The sequence below is a fragment of the Arundinibacter roseus genome (assembly GCF_004348825.1).
In the GTDB taxonomy this organism is placed as follows: Bacteria; Bacteroidota; Bacteroidia; order Cytophagales; family Spirosomataceae; genus Arundinibacter; species Arundinibacter roseus.
In genome coordinates, this window is the sequence record NZ_SMJU01000007.1 from 336,252 (window position 1) to 359,584 (window position 23,333).

Consider the following 23,333-nt stretch of genomic DNA (forward strand, 5'->3'; position numbering starts at 1 on the left):
AACGCCAGAAAACTAGAAATGAAAACATCACTCGGTCATTTGACTTATTGCAGCAATATTCATCCGGGCGAAAAATGGCCGGAACATTTTCAGATTTTGCAGGATAATCTACCCGCAATTCGCCAACATCTGGCTCCTGATCAGCCTTTTGCCCTTGGGCTAAGGCTGGCGCATGAAGCCTCCCTTGATTTGAGTTCGCCTGAGCGCCTCCTTGAATTCAAAAATTGGCTCCGCGATAATAATCTCTACGTCTTTACAATGAATGGCTTTCCCTACGGTGGTTTTCATAATACCCACGTGAAAGATCAGGTACATGCACCCGACTGGACAACCACCGAACGGACGGAATATTCCAAACGGCTCTTTTCGATTTTGGCGCAACTACTGCCCGAAGGCATGGATGGCGGCGTTTCAACCTCGCCACTCTCCTACCGTTTTTGGTGGAATAGCGATGAAAAACTCAAAGAGGCTATTCAACAGGCTACACTGAATGTAATTGAGGTTGTAGATTATTTGATAGAAATCAGGAAAGAAACCGGTAAGGTTTTGCATCTCGACATTGAACCTGAACCTGATGGAGTTCTCGAAAATTCCGTGGAATTTGTGAATTGGTACCGCGATGTGCTCCTGCCAATGGGTGTACCCTATTTACAGGAAAAACATGGTTTTCCGGCCCCACACGCCAAAGAAGCCATTTTGAACCACATTCGGTTGTGCTTTGATGTGTGCCATGTTGCCGTCGCTTTTGAAGAACCCGAAGACGTCCTGAATCGGTTGGATACGGTCGGGATTAAGGTGGGAAAAATTCAGATAAGTTCGGCGATCAAACTTGATTTACAGGAAAATCAATCTCAAAAAATAAACGCAATTCGTACTTTTGATGAACCCGTATACCTGCATCAGGTGGTGGCGAAAAAGGTAGATGGTTCGCTGGAAAAATTTAAGGATTTGCCCGAGGCAATTAGTCAGTGGACGGAGGATTCTTCAGACGAATGGCGAGTACATTTTCACGTTCCGCTATTTATTGACACCTACGGCGAATTACAATCTACTCAAAATGAAATAGTTAAAACGCTTTCACTTCAAAAGCAACTTCCATTTACCAATCATCTTGAAATAGAAACCTACACCTGGGGCGTACTTCCGTCGGACATGCAAAAACCGATTGGCGATTCGATCATCCGGGAATTGGAATGGGTAATACAGACCATCAAAGGGGACAAATAATGAATAAAACAGTGGTGATTGACATCGTGGGGCTGAGTGCCAATCTGATTGGTGAGCACACGCCGTTTATTCAAAAATACCTCAAAAAACGTACGCTCACATCCGTACGTCCGGTACTTCCTGCCCTCACGACTACGTCTCAAAGTTGTTATGTGACAGGAAAATGGCCGTCTGAACACGGCATTGTGGGAAACGGCTGGTATGACCGCGCTGATGCTGAGGTCAAATTCTGGAAGCAATCAAATGGTTTGGTACAGGCCGAAAAAATTTGGGATGCGGCAAAAAAGCAAAATCCTGAATTTACCTGTTCCAAAATGTTCTGGTGGTATAATATGTATTCTACCGCTGATTTTTCGGCCACGCCGCGCCCGCAGTACCATGCGGATGGCGTAAAAGCACCCGACTGTTACACGCATCCGCCTGAGTTACGGGATCGCCTGCAAGAGGAATTGGGACAATTTCCGTTGTTTAATTTTTGGGGACCAAATGCCAATATTAAATCGTCGGACTGGATCGCTAAGGCCTCGATGCGGGTGGATGATTGGCACAATCCAACGCTGACGCTTATTTATCTGCCGCATCTGGACTATTGCCTGCAAAAATTTGGTCCTGATTTTTCAAAAATTCATAAAGAATTGCAGGAAATTGACGCCCTTGTTCAGGAGTTAGTTACGTTCTATGAAGCCAAAAATGCCCGAATTATTCTTCTGTCAGAATATGGAATCAATCCGGTGAATCAGCCTGTACACATTAATCGGATTTTGCGAGAAGAAGGCTGGATCACCGTTCGCAAAGAGCGCTGGTATGAACTGCTGGACGCCGGTGCATCCAAAGCATTTGCCACAGCCGATCATCAGATTGCTCACGTGTACGTGAAAGACCCTGGCATTCTGCAACAGGTCAAGAAAAAGCTGGAAAATACACCTGGTATTGCGCTCGTCCTCGACGAATCCGGCAAAAAATCCAATCATCTCGATCATGAGCGCTCGGGGGATTTGGTGGTAATAGCCAAACCCGACGCCTGGTTTACCTACTATTACTGGCTTGACGACGCCCTGGCGCCGGACTATGCCAAGCTGGTGGACATTCACCGAAAACCCGGCTATGACCCCGTAGAAATGTTTATGGACCCGGCCAACCCGTTGATAAAACTTCGGGCAGGCTATAAATTAGGTCGCAAACTGTTGGGGATGAGGTATTTAATGGATGTCATTCCGCTGGATGCCAGTCTGGTAAAAGGCTCCCACGGAAGCAGCATGGTTCCGCTTGAATACTACCCCATTTGCATTACGAATGAACCTTTACCCCAAAAACAACTGGAAGCCATCGATTTGTACGACGTTATCTGGAATCATATTTGGTCATAAAGTGCATAGCCTGCGTAGATAATCATAGCTACGCAAAGTACTACTTTCAGGAAAATTCCTGTGAGAAAGCCCACAAAGGAGCCTACTGCCGATTTGAGGGCTTTTTTTAGATCGGCTCCGCCAATGAGCTCACCTATGGCTGCGCCAATGAAAGTTCCGGCAAAAATGCCAATTCCAGGAATAAACAGCAATCCGGCCAAACCGCCCACGATGGCACCTACGTTGCCATAATTGGTGCCACCAAAACGCTTCATGCCCAAAATCGGAATGTAATAATCGAGCACGGCAATGATTAATGTAACGATTCCAAAGGTGACCAAAATAGACGTACTGAAATCGGCAAATCGGCTAAAATGCAGAAAAAGCAACCCGACAAAACTCAGCGGCGGTCCCGGCAAGGGCAACAGCGCCCCGGCAAGTCCAACAAGTAACGAAACGATTCCTAACACAAGCAAAACTATATCCATGAGTTGCAGCTAAATTATGAGTGAGTGAGCAAAAAAAGGTTTCGCCCTTCTATCTTTGCCCTAAATTTAACCAACTGAATTTGCACTTGTCGCATTTTTATGATTGGACATAGAACGATTTTTTTACTGAACCATTTATTTATTCAACTTTACAGACCATGTCCAAAGTATTGATTATTGGTGCCGGAGGCGTTGGGAGTGTAGTAGCGCACAAATGCGCTATGAATAGTCGTGTTTTTAGCGATATTATGCTCGCAAGTCGTACCAAAGCCAAATGCGATAAAATTGCGGCTGAAATTGAGGAAATGCACGGCGTGCGCATTCAAACGGCGCAGGTAGACGCCGACATAGTGGCCGAAACTGTGCTGCTAATCAAGCAGTTTCAACCGGTGCTACTCATTAATGTGGCCCTTCCCTATCAGGATCTAACGCTGATGGAAGCCTGCCTCGCCACGGGCGTACACTACCTTGATACGGCAAATTATGAACCCAAAGAAGTGGCCAAATTTGAGTATAGCTGGCAGTGGGCCTATCAGGAGCGATTTAAGGAAGCTGGCCTGATGGCACTATTGGGCTGTGGGTTTGATCCGGGCGTGACGCAGGTTTTTACGGCCTATGCCAATAAGCATCATTTTGATGAAATGCATTATCTCGATATTATTGACTGCAACGCCGGAGATCATGGAAAGGCATTTGCAACCAATTTTAATCCTGAGATAAATATTCGGGAAATCACCCAACCCGGCCGCTATTGGGAAGATGGCAAATGGATCGAAATTCCGGCGATGTCCATTCACAAACCAATTGACTATCCCGGAATCGGACCAAAAGAGAGTTATGTATTGTACCACGAAGAGCTAGAATCGCTCGTAAAGCATTTTCCAACGCTGAAACGGGCTCGTTTTTGGATGACCTTTGGGCAAGCGTACATCACGCACCTCAACGTGCTGCAAAATGTAGGCATGACGAGCATTGAACCGATCAAATTTAAAGGCGTGGACATTGTTCCTCTCGAATTTTTGAAGGCCGTTTTGCCCGCACCCGATTCTTTGGGAGAAAATTATCAAGGACAAACCTCTATCGGATGTCAGATTAAGGGGATTCAAAACGGAGAAGAAAAAACCTACTACGTCTGGAACAACTGCGACCATGCCGAGTGCTATCGGGAAGTGAAGGCTCAGGCTGTTAGCTACACCACGGGCGTGCCGGCTATGATTGGCGCTATGCTGATGCTGACTAACGAGGATTGGATGAAACCCGGCGTGTGGAACTGTGAGCAGCTAAATCCTGATCCGTTTATGGAGAAGCTAAACCACCATGGTTTACCCTGGAATGAATTGATAAATAGTGAGTTACCTCACGAATATCCGGCTTAAATTGTTGTCAGGAGTCAGCTCAGATTTTTTGAGCTGACTCCTGACATTCTGTATTAGTATCCCTTTTTGCTGCCAAAACTTTTGAATATTTTGTAAAATACCCAAAAGTCGAAGAACTTTCAGTTATTCATAATTCAGGCTGAACCGGCCAATACTGCGCCATTTTTGAGCGTAAAAAAGCCACACTTCGTTCCAGCTGTTCCATTCCTTCAACTCCATCTTCGATGCTGATCCAGCCATCAAAACCTACGCGTTTGAGTTCGGTAAAAATGGCATCATAGTCATTTAATCCTTTACCAATTTCGCCGTGACGCAGCCGACGGGCATATCCAACGGCGCCATCTTCTTCCTTACGTAAATCCTCAATCGTACCTTCAATCAGGTAGCGGTCGCTTGCGTGAATGGTCACAATACGGTCAGAAATCCGATACAGCAGTTCGAGCGGATCCTCTCCCGCCAAAAATGCATTGCTGGGATCATAGTTGACGCCAAAATTGGGATGCCGCACCCGATCTACGAGTGCACAAAACACGTCCATTTTTTGGGCAAATTCGGGAAATTCCCAAAAATCATCTTTGTAATGATTTTCCAGAATCAGCGTAATGCCTTTTTCCTGAGCATAGGGCAAACAGGACTCAATGCACTGAGCAGCCAGTTCTACGCCTTCTTCAAGGGTAAGTTCAGGGCGACGCTGTCCCGACAACACCCGGCAATAAGAACCTCCAAGCTGATAGGTCATGTCAATCCAATGATGCTGTTTTTCAATTTCCCTCTGCCGGAAGTCTGCATCCGGATGCGTAAAATCAGGGGAACAGCACAGCATGGGAATCACTTTGTTATGCTGTTCTACCTGAGCTCTAAAACCAGCCCAGGTAGTTTCGTCGGCCATTTCCAGAAAACCAGCATACCATTCCAGGCCTTCAATATTCAGCTTTACGGCCAGTTCAATCCATTCGGAGACCTTCATAGTTCCTTCCCTGCAGAGTTCCTGCATGAAGGCTTTTGGAAAAGCAGCGAGTTTAGGCATTAGATATGTTTTTGATTGTGAATAACTTAAAACAAATTAGTGGATCAAATGAGCTTTGGAAGGATTTCGTCCCATGAATGGATATTGTTCCAGTTCGAGAATCTGCCCGCTCACCGGACCACAGGCATTGGACAATAGAAAAACAGCCGCCGCAGCAATTTCTTCAGGCAAAAACAAGCGACCGGAAGGGGCATAGAGTAGTGGCAAGTCTTCGTACCAATGTTCTTTAAGGCCCTGTTCCCGTTTATTTTGAATTTCTTTTTCCGTCAAAACCCAGCCGGGATTAATCTGATTGACCCGAACGCCGTGGGTACGGAAAAGAGCATCGCCCAAATTTCGCGTAAGCGTCTGCAACGCACCTTTCGACACACTATACGGCAAGAGTTCCGGTTCGCCGCACCAGGCATTGACCGAGCCGATATTCAGCACGCAGCCCTTATTCTGTTTCAAATAAGGCAAAGCTGCTTTAATTATGGCAAAAGGTGCCACCGTATTTACGGCTAGCATTCGCTCAAAGAGCGGCACATCAGTAGTTTCGAGAGTAGCAGCCACAATCATTGCCGCATTGTTTACTACGGCATCCAGCCTACCAAATGTATTCAGAGCTAAATCTACCAGCTTTTTGGGTACATGAGGTTCGGTAATGTCTCCAATTAAAAGTACGGTTTGATCTTCTCCCAGCTCATTTTGCAGGATATGCCCTTCGGTTTTTTCCAAACCATTTATCACTACGCGCGCACCTTCTGCCACACATTTTTTTGCAATTGCCCTTCCAATACCGGTGCAACCACCAGTTATTAAAATTACTTTTGTAGCAAGTTGCATGGTTATTCGGGTTTCAAAATACTCTTCACAACCCTGCCGCTATGCATGTTTTCAAACGCTTCGTGCCATTCAGTAACGGGCCAAACGCCTCCAATGATTGGTTTTACATCCAGCCTTCCTGAGGAAAGCAGCGAAAGAACTTTTTCCCACATAGGCCAATTGTGGCTAAAACTACCCTGCAAAGTCACATTTTTCTGCACCAGTTGATCCAGCGAAAACCCTAACGGCTGCGGACCCCAGCCTACTTTGGTAATCTGTCCCTTGGGTCGAACCCATTGTAAAGCCAAGCTCAGTGAAATGCTTGCTCCTGCCGCATCAATAACACAGTCAGCGCCCAAACCATCCCAGCGGTTTGCCCATTCTGTGGCATCACCGACAATACCTTCGCAGCCATACTGAGCCGCAATTTCGAGCCGTTTTCGGTCATGCTCGAGGCCAACCACTGCTACCTCTGCCCCACACAGGCGAGCCATGGCGGCGCACAAAATACCGATCGTCCCGGGACCTAAAACAATCACCCGGTCACCCGGTTTTATTCGAGAGTTTTCCACCACGGCATTATAGGCAACCGAGCAGGGTTCCGTCAGACACGCTTGTTCAAAAGGCAATGCATCCGGCACACGGTGCAGGAGGCGGGCAGGAACTTTCACATAGCGGGTCATCGCTCCGTTTACTCCATATCCAAATCCTTTGCGGGTGGGGTCAAGATTATAGAGCCCCTGTCGCGAGAGCGGACTTGTGGGGTCTATGACTGCGGCTGTTTCGCTAACTACGCGGTCGCCTTCCTGCCAGCCAACCACTCGCCTGCCGGTAGCGACTATATGTCCGCCAAATTCATGACCCAGCACCACGGGATAATTCACCGGCCAACTGTGATTGGCATTCCATTGGTGCAAGTCACTACCACAAACGCCCACATTTGCCACTTCCAGCAGGACATCATCTTCACCAATTTCCGGAACATCCACTTCCCGTAATTCGACGCTCCCTGTTTGGGGAGCAAAATTGACAACAGCGGGTGATTTCATCGCTAATTTTATTAAAAAATATTTTATAAAATACTTATTTTCAACTAATTATAAATAAATCATCTAAAAACTTCTCCGTAGGCATGCACCTTTTGACAAATGAGTCGCAGCGAACTTTCGAGATCTCCATCCGCAGTTTTGAAGGAATCGGCATCAATCGTCAGAGGCGCCCCCAGCACGACCAATGGAGCGCCAAACGCCGGACATTGAACGGCCTGTTCGAGTGAAAGACCGCCCACTGCCTGCACGGGTACCCGCACCGCCTGCACAACGTCCCGCAGTTGATCCAACGGACTAGGCATGCGTATTCCCTGCGCGGCAATTCCCCGTCTTTCATCGTAGCCAATGTGGTGAATCACAAAATCGCAGCCGAGGTCTTCCAGCCATTTGGCACCTGCTACCATATCGGGACAGCCGAGGTTGTCGCCCATCACCTGCACGCCAAAATCCCGTCCGGCCTGTACCACAACTTTAATAGTTTCGGCATGCGCACGAGCCATAACGACCACATGGGTTGCTCCGGCCTTAGCCATCATTTCGGTTTCGAGGTAGCCGCCATCCATGGTTTTCAAATCAGCCACAATCGGGATTCCGGGAAAAGCTTCCCGTAGCTTTTTTACACCGTGCAACCCTTCGGCCAACAGCAGCGGCGTTCCCGCTTCGAGCCAGTCGACTCCGGCTCGCAAAGCCATGGCGGCAGTTTCAAGCGCTTCATCGATCGTCGTGAGGTCAAGCGAAATTTGAACGATTGGTTTCATTCGTTTCTGTAAATAGGTTGGTTCAGGAAAGGAATTAATCTTTGAAGGATAATACCAGAAACCATAATGATTGTACTACTGATACTTTCCAAAATCAGTTTTTCAAAACCTTTTTCTCCATTTTTGGGTAATTTTTGGATTAAATAAAATTCATCCATGAAATGCCCTATTGACAGATATTGCGGGGATTCAACTGCCTTCATTCATTCGTATAGAGCTTTCCTGATATTTTTTAAAATGCTTTAAAAATGTTCGTATTTTTAAAGCAATTATTATTCTACTAATTATTTTCTATAACCAAACCTGTACTTTACATGAGAAAATTGGTTTGGACGTTGGTGGGTTTACTGGCATTTTCTACGCTCAGTATGGCTCAGCAGACGTTCCCCCGCAACGGTGCGTACGATGAACGCCCCGGACGCTATGCGTTTATCAACGCTACCGTGGTTGTTGATCCTCAAACAACTTTGGAAAAAGGTACCCTACTGATCGAAAATGGCAAAATCGTGGAAGTTGGTCCCTCCGTACGAATCCCAAAAGGTACGTTCACGATTGATCTGCAAGGGAAATTTATCTATCCCTCTCTTCTGGAACTTGACTCGGATTATGGCATGCCCGAAACCAAGTCAGAAGCACGAGGCCGGGGCCGCTCAGCCCAGCAAATGGAATCTTCCAAAAAGGGTGCTTTTGGCTGGAATCAGGCCATTCAGCCCGAAATGCAGGCTGCTATTTTATTTACACCTGATACAAAAAAATCAGCTGATCTGCGCAAAAACGGCTGGGGAACTGCCCTTGTGCATCCGCACGATGGAATTGTCCGCGGAACGGGCGCGGTGGTAACGCTCGCCGATGAGCCTGCCAATGCCGTGCTGTTGCGGGCACAAGCTTCGGCTCACTTTTCGCTTGATAAAGGTACGTCCACCCAAACCTACCCCGGCTCGCTAATGGGCAGCGTGGCGCTGCTGCGTCAGGCATATTATGATGCTGAATGGTTTGCCAAAGGCGGAAAAGCGATAGAAACCAATTTGTCGCTTGAAGCCTTCAATCAGATCAAAAGTCTGCCTTCGTTTTTTGAAACAACTGATAAGCTCGGAATTCTGCGTGCGGCAGATATCGGAAAAGAATTTGGAGTAAAGTACATCATCAAAAGTGGTGGCGATGAATTTCAGCGAATTGAGGAAGTCAAGGCGACCGGCGCTTCGTTGATTGTCCCGCTAGTTTTTCCGGCAACACCCGATGTGGAAGATCCGTGGGATGCTGAACTGGTAACCGTGGCCGAACTCAAACGCTGGGAAATGGCACCCGGAAATCCGGCTGCTTTGGCCAAGGCCGGAATTCCCTTTGCGCTAACCTCGCAGGGACTCAAAAACAAAGCCGATTTCTGGACAAATCTCCGCAAGGCAATCGACTATGGTTTATCCAAAGAAAAAGCACTCGAAGCCATCACGCTCACGCCCGCACGTTTTGCGGCAATGGAGGATCAGTTGGGTAGTTTGAAAAAAGGCAAACTGGCTAATTTCCTGATTACCTCAGGCGATTTGTTTAGCGCTGATAATATTATTTACGAAAACTGGATTCAGGGTAAAAAGCACGTGGTCAATGACCTGAATGCTCCTGACCTGCGCGGCACCTACGATTTTTCGGTAAAAGGTCTTTCCCCGATGAGCCTGAAAATTACCGGAAAACTCAACAAGCCGGAGTATCAACTTATCCTGAATGATACCATCAAGATCACCCCAAAAACTTCGGTTTCGGGCGAGTTGATTACGCTGAGTTTCCAACCTGATAAAAAAACGCCCGGAACCGTTCGACTAACCGGATGGCTTAAAGGCAAAAATTTGCTGGGTGAAGGCGAGCTGTCCGATGGCACTCCCGCTTCCTGGACCGCCACTTTCAAAGAAGCCCTAGTTGCAGAAACTACTGCCGCTAAAAAAGCCGAAACTACTTCTGAAATGGGTACGCTTCTATTCCCGTTTGTAGGTTTGGGCAACGAAACTAAACCTGTTTCAGAAACCATCTTGATCAAAAATGCTACCGTTTGGACCAATGAAGCGGAAGGCATAGTTCAAAATACAGACGTGCTGGTTCAGAATGGCAAGATTTCCAAACTAGGCAAATCGCTTGCCGCACCTGGCGGCGCGCGGGTCATTGACGGCACAGGTAAACACCTGACCAACGGCATCATCGACGAACATTCGCACATTGCTCTATTGGCAGTAAATGAAAGTGCGCAATCGAGTACGGCAGAAGTTCGCATGAGCGATGTGATTAATTCGGAAGACATCAACATTTATCGTCAACTGGCTGGTGGTGTTACTACCTCTCAGCTGTTGCATGGCTCGGCCAATTCTATTGGCGGACAAAGTGCAGTAATTAAGCTCAAATGGGGCGAAGCACCCGCAAATCTCTTGATGCCGGAAGCCAAATACATCAAATTTGCCCTGGGAGAAAACGTAAAGCAATCGAATTGGGGCGACATTGCCCGAGTTCGTTTTCCGCAAACCCGCATGGGAGTTGAGCAGGTATTTTTTGATCACTTCATCCGGGCCAAAGAATATTCTGATTCCTGGAAAGCCTACAATGCACTCAAAAACAAAGCCACCGCCACCGCACCCCGTCGGGATCTGGAACTTGATGCATTGGCGGAAATTCTGAATAAGGAACGCTTTATTACCTGCCATTCCTACGTACAATCAGAAATCAATATGTTGATGAAAGTAGCTGATTCTCTAAATTTTAAGGTCAATACTTTTACTCATATTCTGGAAGGCTATAAAGTTGCCGACAAAATGGCAAGCCACGGTGTGGGCGCTTCTACGTTTGCGGATTGGTGGGCCTACAAAATGGAGGTAAAAGAGGCGATTCCGTACAATGCCGCCCTAATGGCCCGTGAAGGCGTAGTTGTTTCGATCAACTCAGATGATGCCGAAATGGCTCGTCGGCTGAATCAGGAAGCAGCCAAAACGGTACAGTTTGGAGGGATTTCGGAGGAGGATGCCTGGAAAATGGTTACGCTGAATCCTGCTAAACTTCTTCATCTTGATTCTCGTTTGGGAAGCGTAAAAGCCGGCAAAGATGCTGACCTGGTGCTGTGGAACAACCACCCGCTGTCCATTTATGCTCGTCCTGACTTTACAATGATTGAAGGCGCAATTTATTTTGACTACGAAGCCGATCAGAAAAAGCAGGAAAAACTAGCTCAGGAACGCAGCCAATTGATTCAAAAGGCACTTTCGTCCAAAGCTGGCGGTGCATCTACGGCTCGTCCCGAAGGACGTATTCCACGCATGTGGCATTGTGAAGATATGTCTGGTTTCGACAGCGTTCATTCCCACGATTAAGTCAATTATTTTAAAAAAATATTCGATGAAAAAAATAATTTTCGGCCTGCTCGCGCTCTGCGGTTTGCAGGCACAGGCCCAAAACCCCGCTCCGGCGCTGCCACAGGCAAAAAGCATCGTGCTCACGGGCGCAACCATCCACGTGGGCAACGGACAGGTCATTGCTAATGGCGTAGTGGCTTTTGATAAAGGAATCATTACCGCAATTGGCGGTCCGGCAACTACCGTTGACCGTACCAATGCAGAAGTGATTGATCTTTCCGGCAAACATATTTTTCCCGGCATCATTGCGATGGGTTCCACGATTGGTATTCAGGAAATTGCATCTGTTCGGGCAACACTCGATTTTGAGGAAATCGGCGACATGAACCCGCACGTGCGGGCTTTGATCGCCTATAACACCGATTCGGAAGTGATTCCAACGCTGCGCAGTAGCGGTATTTTACTGGCACAGGCTGTGCCACAAGGCGGTTTTATTTCGGGATCGTCGTCGGTTTTTAATACCGATGGCTGGAACTGGGAAGATGCCGTGCTGAAAAAAGACGACGGGATTTGGCTGTCATGGCCGGCCTATCTGTCTCGTAGTTTCAACTACGATGATTATTCGATTACGGTTAAGAAAAATGAAAAACGAGCAGACATCATCGCTACCTTCGAGACCTTCTTCGCCGATGCCAAAGCCTATGCGGACGTGGAAAATCCCTCGCCGGTTAACTTGCGGTTGGCGGCCATGAAAGGACTTTTCGCCGGAACCCAGAATTTGTACGTACGCGCTGACTATGCCAAAGACATACTCGAAGCCGTCAAGTTTGCGCAGAAATTTGGGATTAAAAAGGTAGTGATTTCGGGAGGTAGTGAAGCACTTAAAGTGGCCGATTTCCTGAAAGAAAATCAGGTATCCGTGGTGTTGGGCGCGCTGCACCGGCTGCCGGGGCGTCAGGATGATGACGTGTATGCGGTGTACGAGTTGCCCGCTAAACTGCACAAAGCAGGCGTGAAAGTTGCAATTAGCTACGACGACGAGTGGTGGCGCGTACGTAATCTGCCGTTTCAGGCGGGATCAGCAACAGCCTTTGGTACAATGACTTCCGAAGAAGCGCTGGCGTTTTTAACGCTCAATCCCGCCCAGATTATGGGGATTGACGCTCAGGTTGGTTCGCTCGAAAAAGGTAAACAAGCCACACTGCTGGTGAGCAAAGGCGACCTGCTCGATATGAGGGGAAACGTAGTGGAGCATGCATTTATAAAGGGTGCGAAGATAAATCTGGATGATAAACAAAAACGGCTTTATCAAAAATACAAAGAGAAATACGGGCAGGAGTAAGTAGCTTTTTGCCAATAAAAAAACGATGGATTCAGAAATGAGTCCAGCGTTTTTTTATGTGTAAAAATCAGACCTTCTATACAAGACGAATTCCCGTTTCTTCAAAAGTAATGACTCCTTTTTTGTATAAATTTCCAATTGATTTTTTAAAGTTCTTTTTACTCATTTCCAAAGCCGCATAAATTTCATCGGGCGAACTGCCGTCGTGAAGAGGTAAAAAACCATCATGTTTACGAAGCAATTCCAGAATCTTTTCGGCAATCGGTTCAAAGCGTTCTACGCCAACTTTTTGCAGGGAAATATCCAGTTTATTTTCTTCTCTGATTTTTTTTACAAAGCCTTTCAGCCGATCGCCTACCTGAATTTTTTGAAAAATTTCGTTGTGATACACCAATCCTTTGTGATAATTATTTACGACCACATTGTATCCCAAATCGGTTCGTTCCCAAACCAGCAAGTTTACTTCATCGCCTTCGGCCACGGTCAGTCGTTCGTTTTCCAAAAACTTATTGACTTTGGCAGAAGCCAGCAAACGGTTGGTCTGATGGTCGAGGTACAAAAATACGACGTAGCGCTCGCCTACGCGCATGGGTTGTGGTTGTTCGCGAAAGGGAACAAACAGATCTTTCAGCAAACCCCAGTCCAAAAACGCGCCCATTGCGTTTACTTCCTTGACTTCCAGCCACGCAAACTCATTGCGCACAATGTACGGTTTTTCGGTAGTAGCCACGGGCCGATCTTCCGAATCGTTGTAGACAAACACCGTAATCGGATCGTCCAGCTGCATGTCGTCGGTTACGTAGCGGTTCGGCAAAAGCACTTCTTCGCCTTGTACATCTTCCAAAAAAAGCCCGACCGTGGTTCGGCGTGCGATGGTCAGATTATTATATTTTCCAATAAAAAGCATAGCATGAGTCGTTCAGAGGGGCAAAGATAGGGAATCTGCAACATCAAGTCAGCACCGAAAGCAAGGTCTCGCATTTCATTTCGGTTTCTTCCCACTCGCGCATCGGGTCCGAATCCTCGGTAATACCCGCGCCGGCGAAGAATGTGGCTGTGCCTTCACTGAGTCGAACGCAGCGTAAATTTACAAAAAGTGCCGACTCGCCAGCCATTTGAACAGGCCCTAAAAAGCCACTATAAAACGAGCGATCAAAGCCTTCTATATTCTTAATGAAGGTACGGGCGCTTTCGCGCGGCATGCCACAAACTGCCGACGTAGGATGTAGTAATTTCAGCATAACCGTACCGAGTTCGGCAAAATTCACCTCCTTCATTTGTACCTCAAAGTCGGTTCGCAAGTGGTACAGATTTCCCGCCCGAATCGTTTTTGGGCCCGTTTCCAGGTATTCCCGCAAGCGGATTTTCTTAAAACATTCAATAATATACCGACTCACAAGCGCCTGTTCTTCAATTTCTTTTTGTCCCCAAAGCACCTTCTTCGGCGGAATCAAATCTCCCTCTGCATTTTTGATGGATTGCGTACCGGCAAGAGAAGTAGTTTTGAAAATACCATCGGCACTTACCGAAACAAGGGTTTCGGGCGTTGCGCCCATCCACTGTTCGCCCCGATCAGGTAAATTTACCAAAGAAACAAAAGCCGAAGCGTAGGCACTGCACAAGCGTAAAAATGCCTGAAATGGCCGGAAATCTTTGGAGTAATGTCCCGGTTTGGTGCGTGAAAGAACTAGTTTCATGAAATTCCCCGCCCGAATTTCCTCCACTGCTTTTTCTACGGCCTGTGTATAATGCGCCCTGGAAGCCGGGTCGGTTTCGCTGCGGCGGGAAAGTCCATTCCATACAACAGGTTTCACTTCATCCTGAGCGGATAGTTGTTTGGCACGATCAAACAGCTGCTGCACAGCGGGCTGCTCCTCGCCCAAACGATTGGTGAGGCGCAGCAGTTGCATATCTTCTGAAAATGTGATGAGTACATCTCCCTCCAAAATATAACTTTCGCCAGATGAAGGACTTTCAAACGGATGAATTACAAAGCAGGCGGGCAGGTTTTCCAGGTCGGCGATTTGTTGCCGGATGCCATCCTGAATAGAAATCAGGAGATTGAGCTCTTGTGCGTGCGGCATGCGCCAAACGGCAGCGGGATAGCCCAAATCAAACGCTGCTCTCCACAAAGGTTCGGCCTGTATGGCACTATGTAAAGTTCCGGTTTCCGGAATATAGGATGCAAACATGGATAGTAAATACAGAGCCGTTTGGTGCGCTAGCTCGAACAGCTAATTTATTTCATTTTAACAAGATAACAACTTGTACCTATTAAATTGTTTCAACAAGTAAACGCTAAATCTTGTTTATTCCTTAACATCCACAATGGCAACTGTCAACCGGCTAACACACACGAGTTTGCCTTCTTCGTTGGTGATTTTTATATCCCAAATCTGCGTGGTGCGGCCGATGTGTAGCGGCGTGGCGCGGCCATACACCCACCCTTCACGTACCGAACGCACGTGATTGGCGTTGATTTCCAGCCCAACGGCCCGCTGCCTGATGGGGTCAGGCAAACATAGCAGAGAAGCCACACTTCCCAACGACTCAGCAAGCACCACCGAGGCCCCGCCGTGCAAAATTCCAAACGGCTGATGCGTGCGATGGTCGACGGGCATTTTGGCTAAAACATAATCGTCCCCAATCTCGGTAAACTCTATACCTAATTGAGTATTAATGGTATTCGGATTGAGATTCCGTAGAAAATCGAGTGTAATTGTCTTGTTAAACATTCTAAAAATTATCTAAATTTGTATGGGCTAATTTCGCACAAAAAAGCACTTTTAGCAAATTTTTTATTAAAAAAGTACAAAAACATTGAAAAGTAAAACCATCTATCTGATCCGACACGGCGAAACGGACTTCAATCGTCAGGGTATTGTTCAGGGAAGCGGAGTAGACTCCGAACTGAACGAGTGGGGAATTGCTCAGGCCGAGGCTTTTTTTGATGCCTATCAGCATGTTCCTTTTGACAAAATTTATACCTCTGCATTGCGTCGCACCATTCAGTCGGTTCAGGGTTTTATTGATCTTGGGATTGCGCACGAAAGTCATGCCGGGCTCAACGAAATTAGCTGGGGCTGCCGCGAGGGTCAAACGCCCAATACGATGGATAATGCGTACTACCGCGACCTCGTGCTGTCGTGGCGCAGTGGTCAGGTACACGTTCCGTGCGAAGAAGGCGAAAGTCCGGTGGATGTACGTACACGGCAAAAACCCGTGGTGGATCTCATTCTTTCCCGTCCACACGAGCGTACGGTACTTGTAGCGATGCACGGCCGGGCGATCCGGATTTTGCTTACCCTTCTTTTTGATGAACATTTGACCGAAATGGACAAGTACGAACACAGCAACCTTTGCCTCTATCGACTGAAATATCTTTACTCCGAACAAAAATTTGTGCTCGAAACCGCCAACGATATTACGCATTTATTGTCGTTGGATATTCCGCATAACTCATAAAGACCGCTTGTGGAGAATCTCTCCCATTGGTGTAATTAGACAGCCGCCTGCCTTTCCTTTTCTTAACTTGCTGCTTGATTTTCAAAAAAATCAACGGGGAAATACCTGTCGTATATCCTCGTTAAGCACTCTCAATCAGTAATTTATAATTTAAAAAAGAATGTCCAAAACCCAACTTTACTGGACACTCCAACTCCTCGGCTGGACGATTTTCATCATGTATGATTTCGTCTTTTATAGCGCCGAGTATGGCTTCGATACTTCCTATTTTTTGCTCAGCATTGCCAATATTTTCCTGGCCGTTACACTCACTCACTTGTACCGGCTCGTCATTCGTCGCTGGAACTGGTCGTCGCTTCCGATGTTACGGCTGGTTTTTCGGGTAGGTTTTTCGGTTTTGATTTTGGCTACAATCATGACCTTCGTAAACCTGCCGATTGACCGGCAACTGCTGGCCCAAAATATTGTAGATCACCCGTTTGTGTTCTGGAATTATTTTTCGAGTTGGAGTAAAACCCTCTTAGCGTGGGTGTTGTCCTATACCGTGTATCACTACGTGGAACAAACCCGCATGACGGAGCTGGAAAAAATCATGCTCAAAACTTCAATGCGTGAAGCCGAAGCCAAAGTACTTCGCTCGCAACTCAACCCGCATTTTACCTTCAATGCGCTGAATAGTATCAGGGCCCTTGTGATGGAAGATCCGCTCAAAGCGCAGCACAGCATTACGCAGTTGTCAAACATTCTACGAAATTCGCTCCTGGCAGATCGTCGTAAAACGGTGGATTTGCGGGAAGAATTAAAAACGGTGGAAGATTATCTGGAACTGGAAAAAGTACGCTACGAAGAACGGCTCTCCTACACAATCAAGGCTGATCCACAAACCCTTTATTGGCAGGTGCCACCCATGATGCTGCAAACGCTGGTAGAAAACGGCATCAAACATGGCGTTTCCAGGCTTCCCAAAGGTGGCTACCTGGAAGTAGAATCGATACTGGAAGGCAACTTTTTGATCATTCAAATCCGTAACACCGGCACACTCGGTTCTACGGATTCTGGCGGTGTAGGCTTGCTCAATACAGCGGAACGCTTGTCTATTTTATATGGGAAAGATGCTCATTTTAAAATTTTTCAGGAAGAAGAAAATTGGGTGTGCGCAGAAGTAAAAATCCCGATGATTTCGGATGGGCTGCATCGTTTTAGCGGTGAAACGCCCGTAGCCCGAGATGCCAATTGAAAAAGTAGTCAGTTAAAATTTATTTGGTATCCACCATCAACAAACTAATTTAAGTAACTTACCATACAAACCAAATACCTAAACAGACTAGCCATGAGAACGCTTATCGTTGATGACGAACGCTTAGCCCGAAACGAATTAAAAAGATTGCTTGAACCTTTCCACAAAATTGAGATTGTGGGCGAGGCTTCCAATGCCGAAGAGGCCCTGGTGCTAATCGATGATTTGCAGCCTGAACTTCTTTTTCTGGATATTCAAATGCCCGGAAAAAATGGATTTGAGCTTCTTACGTCGATTGAAGGAAAAGCACCCGAGGTGATTTTTACAACTGCTTATGACGAGTACGCAATCAAAGCTTTTGAGTTCAATGCGCTTGATTATTTACTAAAACCGATTGACGGCGAGCGGCTTAAAGACGCAATTGCGCGGGTGGAGGAAAATCAGTCGGCACCGGAAGAAACCGCCGTAGCCAACGAACGCAGCGAGAAAATCCTGGGCGAACAGGATCAGGTATTTGTGAAAGACGGAGAAAAATGCTGGTTTGTGAAGTTAGGGAAAATCAGACTATTTGAATCGATGGGCAATTATGTTCGTCTGCATTTTGATGACCAGAAACCATTGGTTCTCAAATCGTTAAATAGCCTGGAAGACCGCCTTGATCCTAACACGTATTTTAGAGCCAATCGCAAGCACATTATCAATTTGCAGTGGATTGAGAAAATCGAACCGTGGTTTAGCGGTGGTCTGCTTGTAACCTTGCAGGGCGGCGACCGCATCGAAATTTCCCGGCGGCAGGCCATTCGATTTAAAGAACTGATGAGTTTATAACAAACCTTCATCGGCAAAGCTTAGAAAACCGCGATCCGTAAAGATCAGGTGATCCAATATGGGCAGGTCGAGCCATCGGCCTGCCTCTTTTAGTTTTCGGGTCAATTCTTTGTCCGACTGACTCGGAGACAAATTGCCCGAAGGATGATTATGAACAAGTATGATGGAACTTGCTAAATGGTCCAAAGCATATTTAAAAATCAGCTTCGGATCGGCCACTGTGCCCGCTACACCGCCCGTACTGACCTGCACCGGACGCATGACTTCATTGGAGCGACTCAACAGCAAAATCCAGAATTCTTCGTGTGGTTTATCGAGTAGATACGGCCTCATTTCGTCGTAGGCGTCGCCCGCGCAGGTGATTTTTCGTTTGGCCGTAATTTCTGTTTCCTTTCTCCGTCGTCCCAATTCCAGCGCAGCTACAATGGTAATCGCCTTGGCTTCGCCAATACCCTTGGCTTTCATGAGTTCTTTAATACTCATTCGTGCCAGCGTATTGAGATTGTTTCCGGCAGCACCCAGCACCATTTTGGCCACATCCACGGCAGAAAGATCCACGGTTCCCATGCCAATCAATATCGCAATTAACTCGGCATCAGTAAGGGCACCTTTTCCTTTGAGGAGCAATTTTTCGCGGGGACGGTCTTCTTCGGCCCAATCGCTGATTCTTATTCGGGGAGTGTAGGATTCATTATCCATGCTGAGGATTTTTTTGACATTGAGACTCCAACTATTGAAATAGTTTCGCTTATTGAAGCTCTTTATTTCCATTGGCTGTTTTACACACCTCCACAGCTGATTATCAGGCTCCCAACTCCGTCAATGCCGCCCGTGCTTTGTTATCAATGCTATTTTTATACTCATGTTTTTTAAAGGACATTGCTTTTTTAAAGAAAGCAATTGCCAGATTTTTCTGGTTTTTTTCTTTATAAATATAGCCCATTTGTAAGGCAGAAGATGGCGCATAGTACAATCCGGACTTTTGGGCGAGCTGCAAGGCCCGTTCAAAAAACACCAAAGCCTGCTCCTCTTCTTTCATTTTTTGAAGGATTCGTCCTTTCCGGTAGTTAAACTCAGCCCGGTTGCTTTCTTCTGCAAAACTTACTTCCGAAACCTTCGATATTACTTCGGACGCCTGTTCCAAAAATCCTCCATCGCTTGCGTAACGGGCTTCAAAAAGTATTTTTTGCTCGGCTTTAACCTTCCCGGAAGTATACATAGAAGCAAATTTGGCTGCATATTGATCTGATTCTACGATTGTTTCACCAACTTTGGGCAGTAGCGCAAGTCGAGCCTTTGCCTGTGCATCCTGCCCGGTGAGCCAACGGCATAAAAACTGTTTAAAATAGCTGTCTTTCAGAAAATTAAAGCCTTTGAAGCTTTTCTGGAATTTTGAATAATTCGTATAGGCTACCTCATATTCTCCTTTTTGCAACTGTATTTCTGCAAGTAAATAATCCAGAAAAGGGAAGGAAATGTGCGCAGCTGTCCGCGGGGCCTTTGTCAAAATCCGCAGCGCTTCTTCACTTCTACCCTCTTTCATGAGTACCGAAGTTGCAAAAAAATGTATCAACAAATTATCCGGCTGTCGGTCGGGTAAGTTTTTAAGTAACCGTATTTGCGAATGATCCAATTGTAGTGTGTAAGCATGCAACAATAGGTCGATCAATTCGGCCTCCTGTCTGAATAGTGGTTCCTTTTGCTGCACAAGTCGCAATTCACGAATCCCCTGATTGATGTTTCCGGAGAGCCCTAAAATACGAGTAACCCAGCTATATTGCTCAGGAACCGAACCAATCAACACGTGTAGTAAACCCAGAGATTTGAGTGTTGGCAGGAAGGTTGGAAACATCTTCTGATTTTCTTCGAGCAGCCGATAGGCCTTAATAATATCCCAGCTGGCGCTGACTTCATTCCCGAATTTAAGTTTTATAAAAGCCCAATGCAGGCGAATTTCGGCTTTCAGAAAGCGTTTATAGGGAGAACTTGCCGGCAGTTTATCTAACTTTTCCAGCCGGAGATCCTGCTGTTTTCCCAGCCGCTCAAAGGCAGCTTTGTCTTCCGAAATCAGCAGATAGTACATGTCTGCATAATTTTCGAGATAGACAATTGCCGGGTTTTCCGGCGTTTGATTTTTCTCCTGCCCCAGCAGCAATCGTGCTTTTTCGAGCCTAAGTTTCTGAATTTCAAAATAGGCAAGTTGCAGTTTTTGAGTAAAGATTTGTGGAACTTCCGGTTCGTTTGCCAGGGTTTGAAATGCAGAAAAATTCGTAATAAACAGCCAAAGGATGGCAGAAAAACGGCAGCACAATAGTTTCATTTCATTCATTTTTGTATCCATATACGCCTATTCAACAGGGGTGGATGTACCTAAAACGAAGCAAAGGGCTTTTAGTTGAGTAAAACAAAAAATGGTTGCCCGGAGCAGGACAACCATTTTTTTTAAAATCTATCTCCTAAACGGAAACTATCGGCGACTTGTGGTAGTCGTTACTGCCGGATCGGGCGTATCGACCCCTCCGAAAATACGACCGCAATGCTCGCACACAATCAGTTTCTTATGTTCTCTGATGTCGGCCTGCCGCTGAGGAGGCACTACACTAAAACATCCTCCGCAGGCACCGCGCGAAACGGTAACGACGGCTAGTCCGTTCAGCGAATTATTTCTGATTTTCTGATACGATTTCAGCAAACGCTCATCTACTTTTTCGGCCTGCTTGTCGCGCTCACCTTTCAAAGCTCTTTCTTCTTCCTGATTTTCACTCGTAATGACGTCAAGCTCCTGCTTTTTGGATTTCAGGTCTTCTTTGCGCTCATTGTAAACGGACTGCGTGGTGTGCAGGTCGTCTTCGATGAGCCGGATTCTTGCTTTGGCTTCATTGATTCGCTTATCGGCCAATTGCATTTCAAGTTCCTGTAATTCGATCTCTTTGGTGATCGCATCGAACTCGCGGTTATTCCGCACGTTCATTTGCTGATCTTTATAACGGGTAATAAGCTTTTCTGAATCTTTCTGACCGTTTTTCAGGCCATCAATCGTCCCGTTCAGAGTACTAATTTCACTTTGAAACTTGGCAATACGAGTTTCAAAACCAATAATTTCATCTTCAAGATCGCGGACTTCTTCGGGCAGGTCGCCTCTGATTTTTAATATTGAATCGAGTTTTGAATCAATCTCCTGTAACGTGAGGAGTGTCTGCAGCTTTTGGGCTATCGTGTTTTCCATGTATGGCTTTTGGTACGGTTGTTGTCTTGGCTCAAACTTTTCTACCCGGAAAGTACTTCTGTTTTCTAAACAAAATAAGAAACCGGGTTGGTATTCACTTGTGATAAATAAAGCGCAAAATTATCACTTTTTTTTGATAAATAGTCGAATAAGAGGTCTTTCGTACACACTTCACTTTCATAATGTCCAATATCACAGATCATAAGGCGATTCTCGGCATCAAAAAACTCATGATACTTAAAATCAGAGGTCACAAAGGCGTCCGCCTGAACCCGGTGTGCGTGGGGCAGCAAAAAGCTTCCTGCACCACCGCAAACCGCTACTTTCTGAACCATTTTTTTTGCGGTTGAGGTATATTTAATTACCGAAACCGACATCCGTTCTTTCAAATAGTTCAGAAAATCCTGAATTGGCATTGGCTCAGGCAATTCTCCTACCGCTCCGGCGCCCACCTCCTGATGCAGATTTTCGAGCGCCTGCAAATAATAGGCTACTTCTTCATAAGGATGTACGGCTCTCAGGGTATTCAGTACTTTTTTTTCAAGATGCGAAGGTATGAGCAGTTCAATTTTTTTCTCGGCCACACTTTCAATTTCACCAATGACTCCTACTTGTGGATTTGCTCCATTTTCCGGTCGGAAGGTTCCGGTTCCAGCAGATTGGAAACTACAATGCGAATAATTTCCTACATGTCCCGCCCCTGTTTCATGTAGTGCATGTACTACTTCCGGTGCATTTTTTTCGGGAACATAAAAAGTCAATTTCGACAACAGGTCACCCTTGGGAGCCAGGATTTTACAATTTTTCAGGCCTAGTTTTTCCGAAATCCTGGCATTCACCCCGTGTAGCACGTGATCCAAATTGGTGTGAATGGCGTAAATAGCTACCTGATGCTGAATCGCCAACAGAATTGTTCGTTCGACATAGGTATTACCGTTCAGTCGTTTGAGCCCCTTGAAAAGGATCGGGTGATGAGCCACAATTAGGTTACACCCGAGAGTAACGGCTTCCTGTACAACCGATTCGGTACAATCGAGGGTAATCAAAACTCCGGTTAGTTGCTCTCCGGCATTGCCAACCAATAAACCTGAGTTGTCGTAGCTTTCCTGATATGAAGGTGGAGCCAAATACTCTAAGTGTTCTATAACATTCTGAATAGTAGACATTTAAAAAATATAGCTTAGTAAATAAAAAATTGCGTGATTGGTCAGGCTCTTGTTTCCTTTAAAGTTTAAAAAAAATTAATTCAGGAAAATTTGGTGATACTAATTGTTTACCAAAAAAGTTTAAACAAATTTTCCCTTACACAGTTAGATTATTTTAGGTAAACCCAAAGTAGGTTTTACCGGCACGTACACACACACTTTTTTACATTAAAATGTCTGTTGATCCCTGTAAAATAAAAAATCCAGGCGGTAAGCTCGCCCGGTGGATGGTAGCCTCCAATCCATCGCACTCTATGACTTCCATTTTGATCCTTAAAGGAAAATATCCCTCCTATTTATTTGAAATTGTCCCAACTGACCCAAACAATGAGTGTCATCAGGTAGAATTTCAGGGGATGAAGGTAACCATCAAAGTTCGTCGGGATTTTGATAGTTTCGGAACCCCGCCCAAAAGTTATCTGATTGAAATGCTAACCTGGTACACAGCCAACAAGTTAAAACCCGGTCTTGATCAAATCAGCAAAAAAACGCCACATTAATATGTGTAATACACTTAAAGATGTATTCTTTTTGTAAATTTACGAATACAAGTTCAAATCGGCTATCTGTTTAATAATGAGCTGATAAATTTTCTATTCCTTGTGTTCCTCCTCCTCTTTGATTTCTTTTTA

22 protein-coding genes are annotated in these 23,333 nt (G+C 46.0%); 9 read left to right on the forward strand and 13 right to left on the reverse strand.

The features are described 5' to 3' along the window. Window positions 1–18: 18 nt before the first annotated feature. Together eboE and EZE20_RS13265 are read left to right on the forward strand one after the other, a co-directional pair. On the forward strand, window positions 19–1,227 hold the full coding sequence (gene eboE / locus EZE20_RS13260) for a metabolite traffic protein EboE (RefSeq protein ID WP_132118373.1): 1,209 nt from the start codon (window positions 19–21) through the stop codon (window positions 1,225–1,227). After that, window positions 1,227–2,594 carry an alkaline phosphatase family protein gene (locus EZE20_RS13265; protein WP_132118375.1) on the forward strand — a complete coding sequence of 456 codons (1,368 nt, stop codon included), beginning with the start codon at window positions 1,227–1,229 and terminating at the stop codon, window positions 2,592–2,594. Before eboE ends, EZE20_RS13265 begins: the two co-directional genes overlap by 1 nt. On the opposite strand, the gene EZE20_RS13270 is transcribed toward EZE20_RS13265, so the two are convergent. Further along, a complete protein-coding gene (locus tag EZE20_RS13270; RefSeq protein ID WP_132118377.1) occupies window positions 2,579–3,061 on the reverse strand; it encodes a DUF456 domain-containing protein in 483 nt (160 codons plus the stop codon). The two genes, EZE20_RS13265 and EZE20_RS13270, sit on opposite strands and share 16 nt — an antisense overlap. Before the next feature lie 158 nt (window positions 3,062–3,219). Between EZE20_RS13270 and EZE20_RS13275 the strand changes: the two genes are divergently transcribed. Then, window positions 3,220–4,437, forward strand: coding sequence for a saccharopine dehydrogenase family protein (locus tag EZE20_RS13275; RefSeq protein ID WP_132118379.1), 1,218 nt, complete (start codon window positions 3,220–3,222; stop codon window positions 4,435–4,437). A 127-nt stretch (window positions 4,438–4,564) separates the two neighbouring features. On the opposite strand, the gene EZE20_RS13280 is transcribed toward EZE20_RS13275, so the two are convergent. Genes EZE20_RS13280 through EZE20_RS13300 form a run of 5 tightly spaced genes read right to left on the reverse strand, consistent with a single transcriptional unit; the run spans window position 4,565 to window position 8,278 of the window. After that, entirely contained in the window at window positions 4,565–5,464 is a 900-nt protein-coding gene (locus EZE20_RS13280) for a sugar phosphate isomerase/epimerase family protein (RefSeq protein WP_132118381.1), read from the reverse strand. A 36-nt stretch (window positions 5,465–5,500) separates the two neighbouring features. Continuing rightward, window positions 5,501–6,289 carry an SDR family NAD(P)-dependent oxidoreductase gene (locus EZE20_RS13285; RefSeq protein WP_132118383.1) on the reverse strand — a complete coding sequence of 263 codons (789 nt, stop codon included), beginning with the start codon at window positions 6,287–6,289 and terminating at the stop codon, window positions 5,501–5,503. A 2-nt stretch (window positions 6,290–6,291) separates the two neighbouring features. After that, window positions 6,292–7,317 carry a zinc-binding dehydrogenase gene (locus tag EZE20_RS13290; RefSeq protein ID WP_132118385.1) on the reverse strand — a complete coding sequence of 342 codons (1,026 nt, stop codon included), beginning with the start codon at window positions 7,315–7,317 and terminating at the stop codon, window positions 6,292–6,294. Between the two features lie 59 nt (window positions 7,318–7,376). Then, complete coding sequence (locus EZE20_RS13295) at window positions 7,377–8,075, reverse strand: orotidine 5'-phosphate decarboxylase / HUMPS family protein (protein ID WP_132118387.1); 699 nt, start codon at window positions 8,073–8,075, stop codon at window positions 7,377–7,379. Then, on the reverse strand, window positions 8,072–8,278 hold the full coding sequence (locus tag EZE20_RS13300; RefSeq protein WP_132118389.1) for a hypothetical protein: 207 nt from the start codon (window positions 8,276–8,278) through the stop codon (window positions 8,072–8,074). Before EZE20_RS13300 ends, EZE20_RS13295 begins: the two co-directional genes overlap by 4 nt. Window positions 8,279–8,389: 111 nt before the next feature. Between EZE20_RS13300 and EZE20_RS13305 the strand changes: the two genes are divergently transcribed. Together EZE20_RS13305 and EZE20_RS13310 are read left to right on the forward strand one after the other, a co-directional pair. Then, complete coding sequence (locus EZE20_RS13305) at window positions 8,390–11,416, forward strand: amidohydrolase family protein (RefSeq protein WP_132118392.1); 3,027 nt, start codon at window positions 8,390–8,392, stop codon at window positions 11,414–11,416. Between the two features lie 25 nt (window positions 11,417–11,441). After that, the gene (locus EZE20_RS13310; RefSeq protein WP_132118394.1) at window positions 11,442–12,740 is read left to right on the forward strand and encodes an amidohydrolase family protein; all 1,299 of its coding nucleotides are present in this window, start codon (window positions 11,442–11,444) and stop codon (window positions 12,738–12,740) included. Between the two features lie 76 nt (window positions 12,741–12,816). Here the strand turns inward: EZE20_RS13310 and EZE20_RS13315 are convergent, their stop codons facing one another. From EZE20_RS13315 to EZE20_RS13325, 3 genes are all read right to left on the reverse strand, one after another. After that, window positions 12,817–13,647, reverse strand: coding sequence for a CvfB family protein (locus tag EZE20_RS13315; RefSeq protein ID WP_132118396.1), 831 nt, complete (start codon window positions 13,645–13,647; stop codon window positions 12,817–12,819). Window positions 13,648–13,690: 43 nt separating this feature from the next. Then, the gene (locus EZE20_RS13320; RefSeq protein ID WP_228713728.1) at window positions 13,691–14,932 is read right to left on the reverse strand and encodes a chorismate-binding protein; all 1,242 of its coding nucleotides are present in this window, start codon (window positions 14,930–14,932) and stop codon (window positions 13,691–13,693) included. 117 nt (window positions 14,933–15,049) lie between these two features. Next, on the reverse strand, window positions 15,050–15,475 hold the full coding sequence (locus tag EZE20_RS13325; RefSeq protein WP_132118398.1) for a hotdog fold thioesterase: 426 nt from the start codon (window positions 15,473–15,475) through the stop codon (window positions 15,050–15,052). 85 nt (window positions 15,476–15,560) lie between these two features. Here EZE20_RS13325 and EZE20_RS13330 point away from each other — a divergent pair, with 85 nt between their 5' ends. The 3 genes from EZE20_RS13330 to EZE20_RS13340 all read left to right on the forward strand — a co-directional run bounded on the left by EZE20_RS13330 (window position 15,561) and on the right by EZE20_RS13340 (window position 18,270). Then, the gene (locus EZE20_RS13330; RefSeq protein ID WP_132118400.1) at window positions 15,561–16,205 is read left to right on the forward strand and encodes a histidine phosphatase family protein; all 645 of its coding nucleotides are present in this window, start codon (window positions 15,561–15,563) and stop codon (window positions 16,203–16,205) included. Between the two features lie 160 nt (window positions 16,206–16,365). Further along, window positions 16,366–17,442 (forward strand): sensor histidine kinase, encoded by a 1,077-nt coding sequence (locus EZE20_RS13335; RefSeq protein ID WP_132118402.1) that lies wholly within the window; start codon window positions 16,366–16,368, stop codon window positions 17,440–17,442. A 93-nt stretch (window positions 17,443–17,535) separates the two neighbouring features. Next, window positions 17,536–18,270, forward strand: a complete 735-nt coding sequence (locus EZE20_RS13340) for a LytR/AlgR family response regulator transcription factor (RefSeq protein WP_132118404.1) — start codon at window positions 17,536–17,538, stop codon at window positions 18,268–18,270. Here the strand turns inward: EZE20_RS13340 and radC are convergent. The 4 genes from radC to EZE20_RS13360 all read right to left on the reverse strand — a co-directional run bounded on the left by radC (window position 18,265) and on the right by EZE20_RS13360 (window position 22,662). After that, entirely contained in the window at window positions 18,265–18,969 is a 705-nt protein-coding gene (gene radC, locus EZE20_RS13345) for a RadC family protein (protein WP_132118471.1), read from the reverse strand. The two genes, EZE20_RS13340 and radC, sit on opposite strands and share 6 nt — an antisense overlap. 103 nt (window positions 18,970–19,072) lie before the next feature. Next, entirely contained in the window at window positions 19,073–20,590 is a 1,518-nt protein-coding gene (locus EZE20_RS13350) for a tetratricopeptide repeat protein (RefSeq protein WP_132118406.1), read from the reverse strand. A 147-nt stretch (window positions 20,591–20,737) separates the two neighbouring features. Further along, window positions 20,738–21,496 carry a zinc ribbon domain-containing protein gene (locus tag EZE20_RS13355; protein WP_132118408.1) on the reverse strand — a complete coding sequence of 253 codons (759 nt, stop codon included), beginning with the start codon at window positions 21,494–21,496 and terminating at the stop codon, window positions 20,738–20,740. A gap of 65 nt (window positions 21,497–21,561) precedes the next feature. Continuing rightward, window positions 21,562–22,662, reverse strand: a complete 1,101-nt coding sequence (locus tag EZE20_RS13360) for a Nif3-like dinuclear metal center hexameric protein (RefSeq protein ID WP_132118410.1) — start codon at window positions 22,660–22,662, stop codon at window positions 21,562–21,564. A 212-nt stretch (window positions 22,663–22,874) separates the two neighbouring features. On the opposite strand from EZE20_RS13360, the gene EZE20_RS13365 reads away from it, so the two are divergent. Further along, complete coding sequence (locus EZE20_RS13365; RefSeq protein ID WP_132118412.1) at window positions 22,875–23,201, forward strand: hypothetical protein; 327 nt, start codon at window positions 22,875–22,877, stop codon at window positions 23,199–23,201. The last annotated feature ends 132 nt before the right edge of the window (window positions 23,202–23,333 follow it).

Excerpts from the sequence above, each read along its gene's own strand:
- eboE (WP_132118373.1), top strand. The coding sequence starts at position 19 with ATGAAAACATCACTCGGTCATTTGACTTATTGCAGCAATATTCATCCG.
- EZE20_RS13265 (WP_132118375.1), top strand. The coding sequence starts at position 1,227 with ATGAATAAAACAGTGGTGATTGACATCGTGGGGCTGAGTGCCAATCTG.
- EZE20_RS13270 (WP_132118377.1), bottom strand. The coding sequence starts at position 3,061 with ATGGATATAGTTTTGCTTGTGTTAGGAATCGTTTCGTTACTTGTTGGA.
- EZE20_RS13275 (WP_132118379.1), top strand. The coding sequence starts at position 3,220 with ATGTCCAAAGTATTGATTATTGGTGCCGGAGGCGTTGGGAGTGTAGTA.
- EZE20_RS13280 (WP_132118381.1), bottom strand. The coding sequence starts at position 5,464 with ATGCCTAAACTCGCTGCTTTTCCAAAAGCCTTCATGCAGGAACTCTGC.
- EZE20_RS13285 (WP_132118383.1), bottom strand. The coding sequence starts at position 6,289 with ATGCAACTTGCTACAAAAGTAATTTTAATAACTGGTGGTTGCACCGGT.
- EZE20_RS13290 (WP_132118385.1), bottom strand. The coding sequence starts at position 7,317 with ATGAAATCACCCGCTGTTGTCAATTTTGCTCCCCAAACAGGGAGCGTC.
- EZE20_RS13295 (WP_132118387.1), bottom strand. The coding sequence starts at position 8,075 with ATGAAACCAATCGTTCAAATTTCGCTTGACCTCACGACGATCGATGAA.
- EZE20_RS13300 (WP_132118389.1), bottom strand. The coding sequence starts at position 8,278 with ATGAAGGCAGTTGAATCCCCGCAATATCTGTCAATAGGGCATTTCATG.
- EZE20_RS13305 (WP_132118392.1), top strand. The coding sequence starts at position 8,390 with ATGAGAAAATTGGTTTGGACGTTGGTGGGTTTACTGGCATTTTCTACG.
- EZE20_RS13310 (WP_132118394.1), top strand. The coding sequence starts at position 11,442 with ATGAAAAAAATAATTTTCGGCCTGCTCGCGCTCTGCGGTTTGCAGGCA.
- EZE20_RS13315 (WP_132118396.1), bottom strand. The coding sequence starts at position 13,647 with ATGCTTTTTATTGGAAAATATAATAATCTGACCATCGCACGCCGAACC.
- EZE20_RS13320 (WP_228713728.1), bottom strand. The coding sequence starts at position 14,932 with ATGTTTGCATCCTATATTCCGGAAACCGGAACTTTACATAGTGCCATA.
- EZE20_RS13325 (WP_132118398.1), bottom strand. The coding sequence starts at position 15,475 with ATGTTTAACAAGACAATTACACTCGATTTTCTACGGAATCTCAATCCG.
- EZE20_RS13335 (WP_132118402.1), top strand. The coding sequence starts at position 16,366 with ATGTCCAAAACCCAACTTTACTGGACACTCCAACTCCTCGGCTGGACG.
- EZE20_RS13340 (WP_132118404.1), top strand. The coding sequence starts at position 17,536 with ATGAGAACGCTTATCGTTGATGACGAACGCTTAGCCCGAAACGAATTA.
- radC (WP_132118471.1), bottom strand. The coding sequence starts at position 18,969 with ATGGATAATGAATCCTACACTCCCCGAATAAGAATCAGCGATTGGGCC.
- EZE20_RS13350 (WP_132118406.1), bottom strand. The coding sequence starts at position 20,590 with ATGAAACTATTGTGCTGCCGTTTTTCTGCCATCCTTTGGCTGTTTATT.
- EZE20_RS13355 (WP_132118408.1), bottom strand. The coding sequence starts at position 21,496 with ATGGAAAACACGATAGCCCAAAAGCTGCAGACACTCCTCACGTTACAG.
- EZE20_RS13360 (WP_132118410.1), bottom strand. The coding sequence starts at position 22,662 with ATGTCTACTATTCAGAATGTTATAGAACACTTAGAGTATTTGGCTCCA.
- EZE20_RS13365 (WP_132118412.1), top strand. The coding sequence starts at position 22,875 with ATGTCTGTTGATCCCTGTAAAATAAAAAATCCAGGCGGTAAGCTCGCC.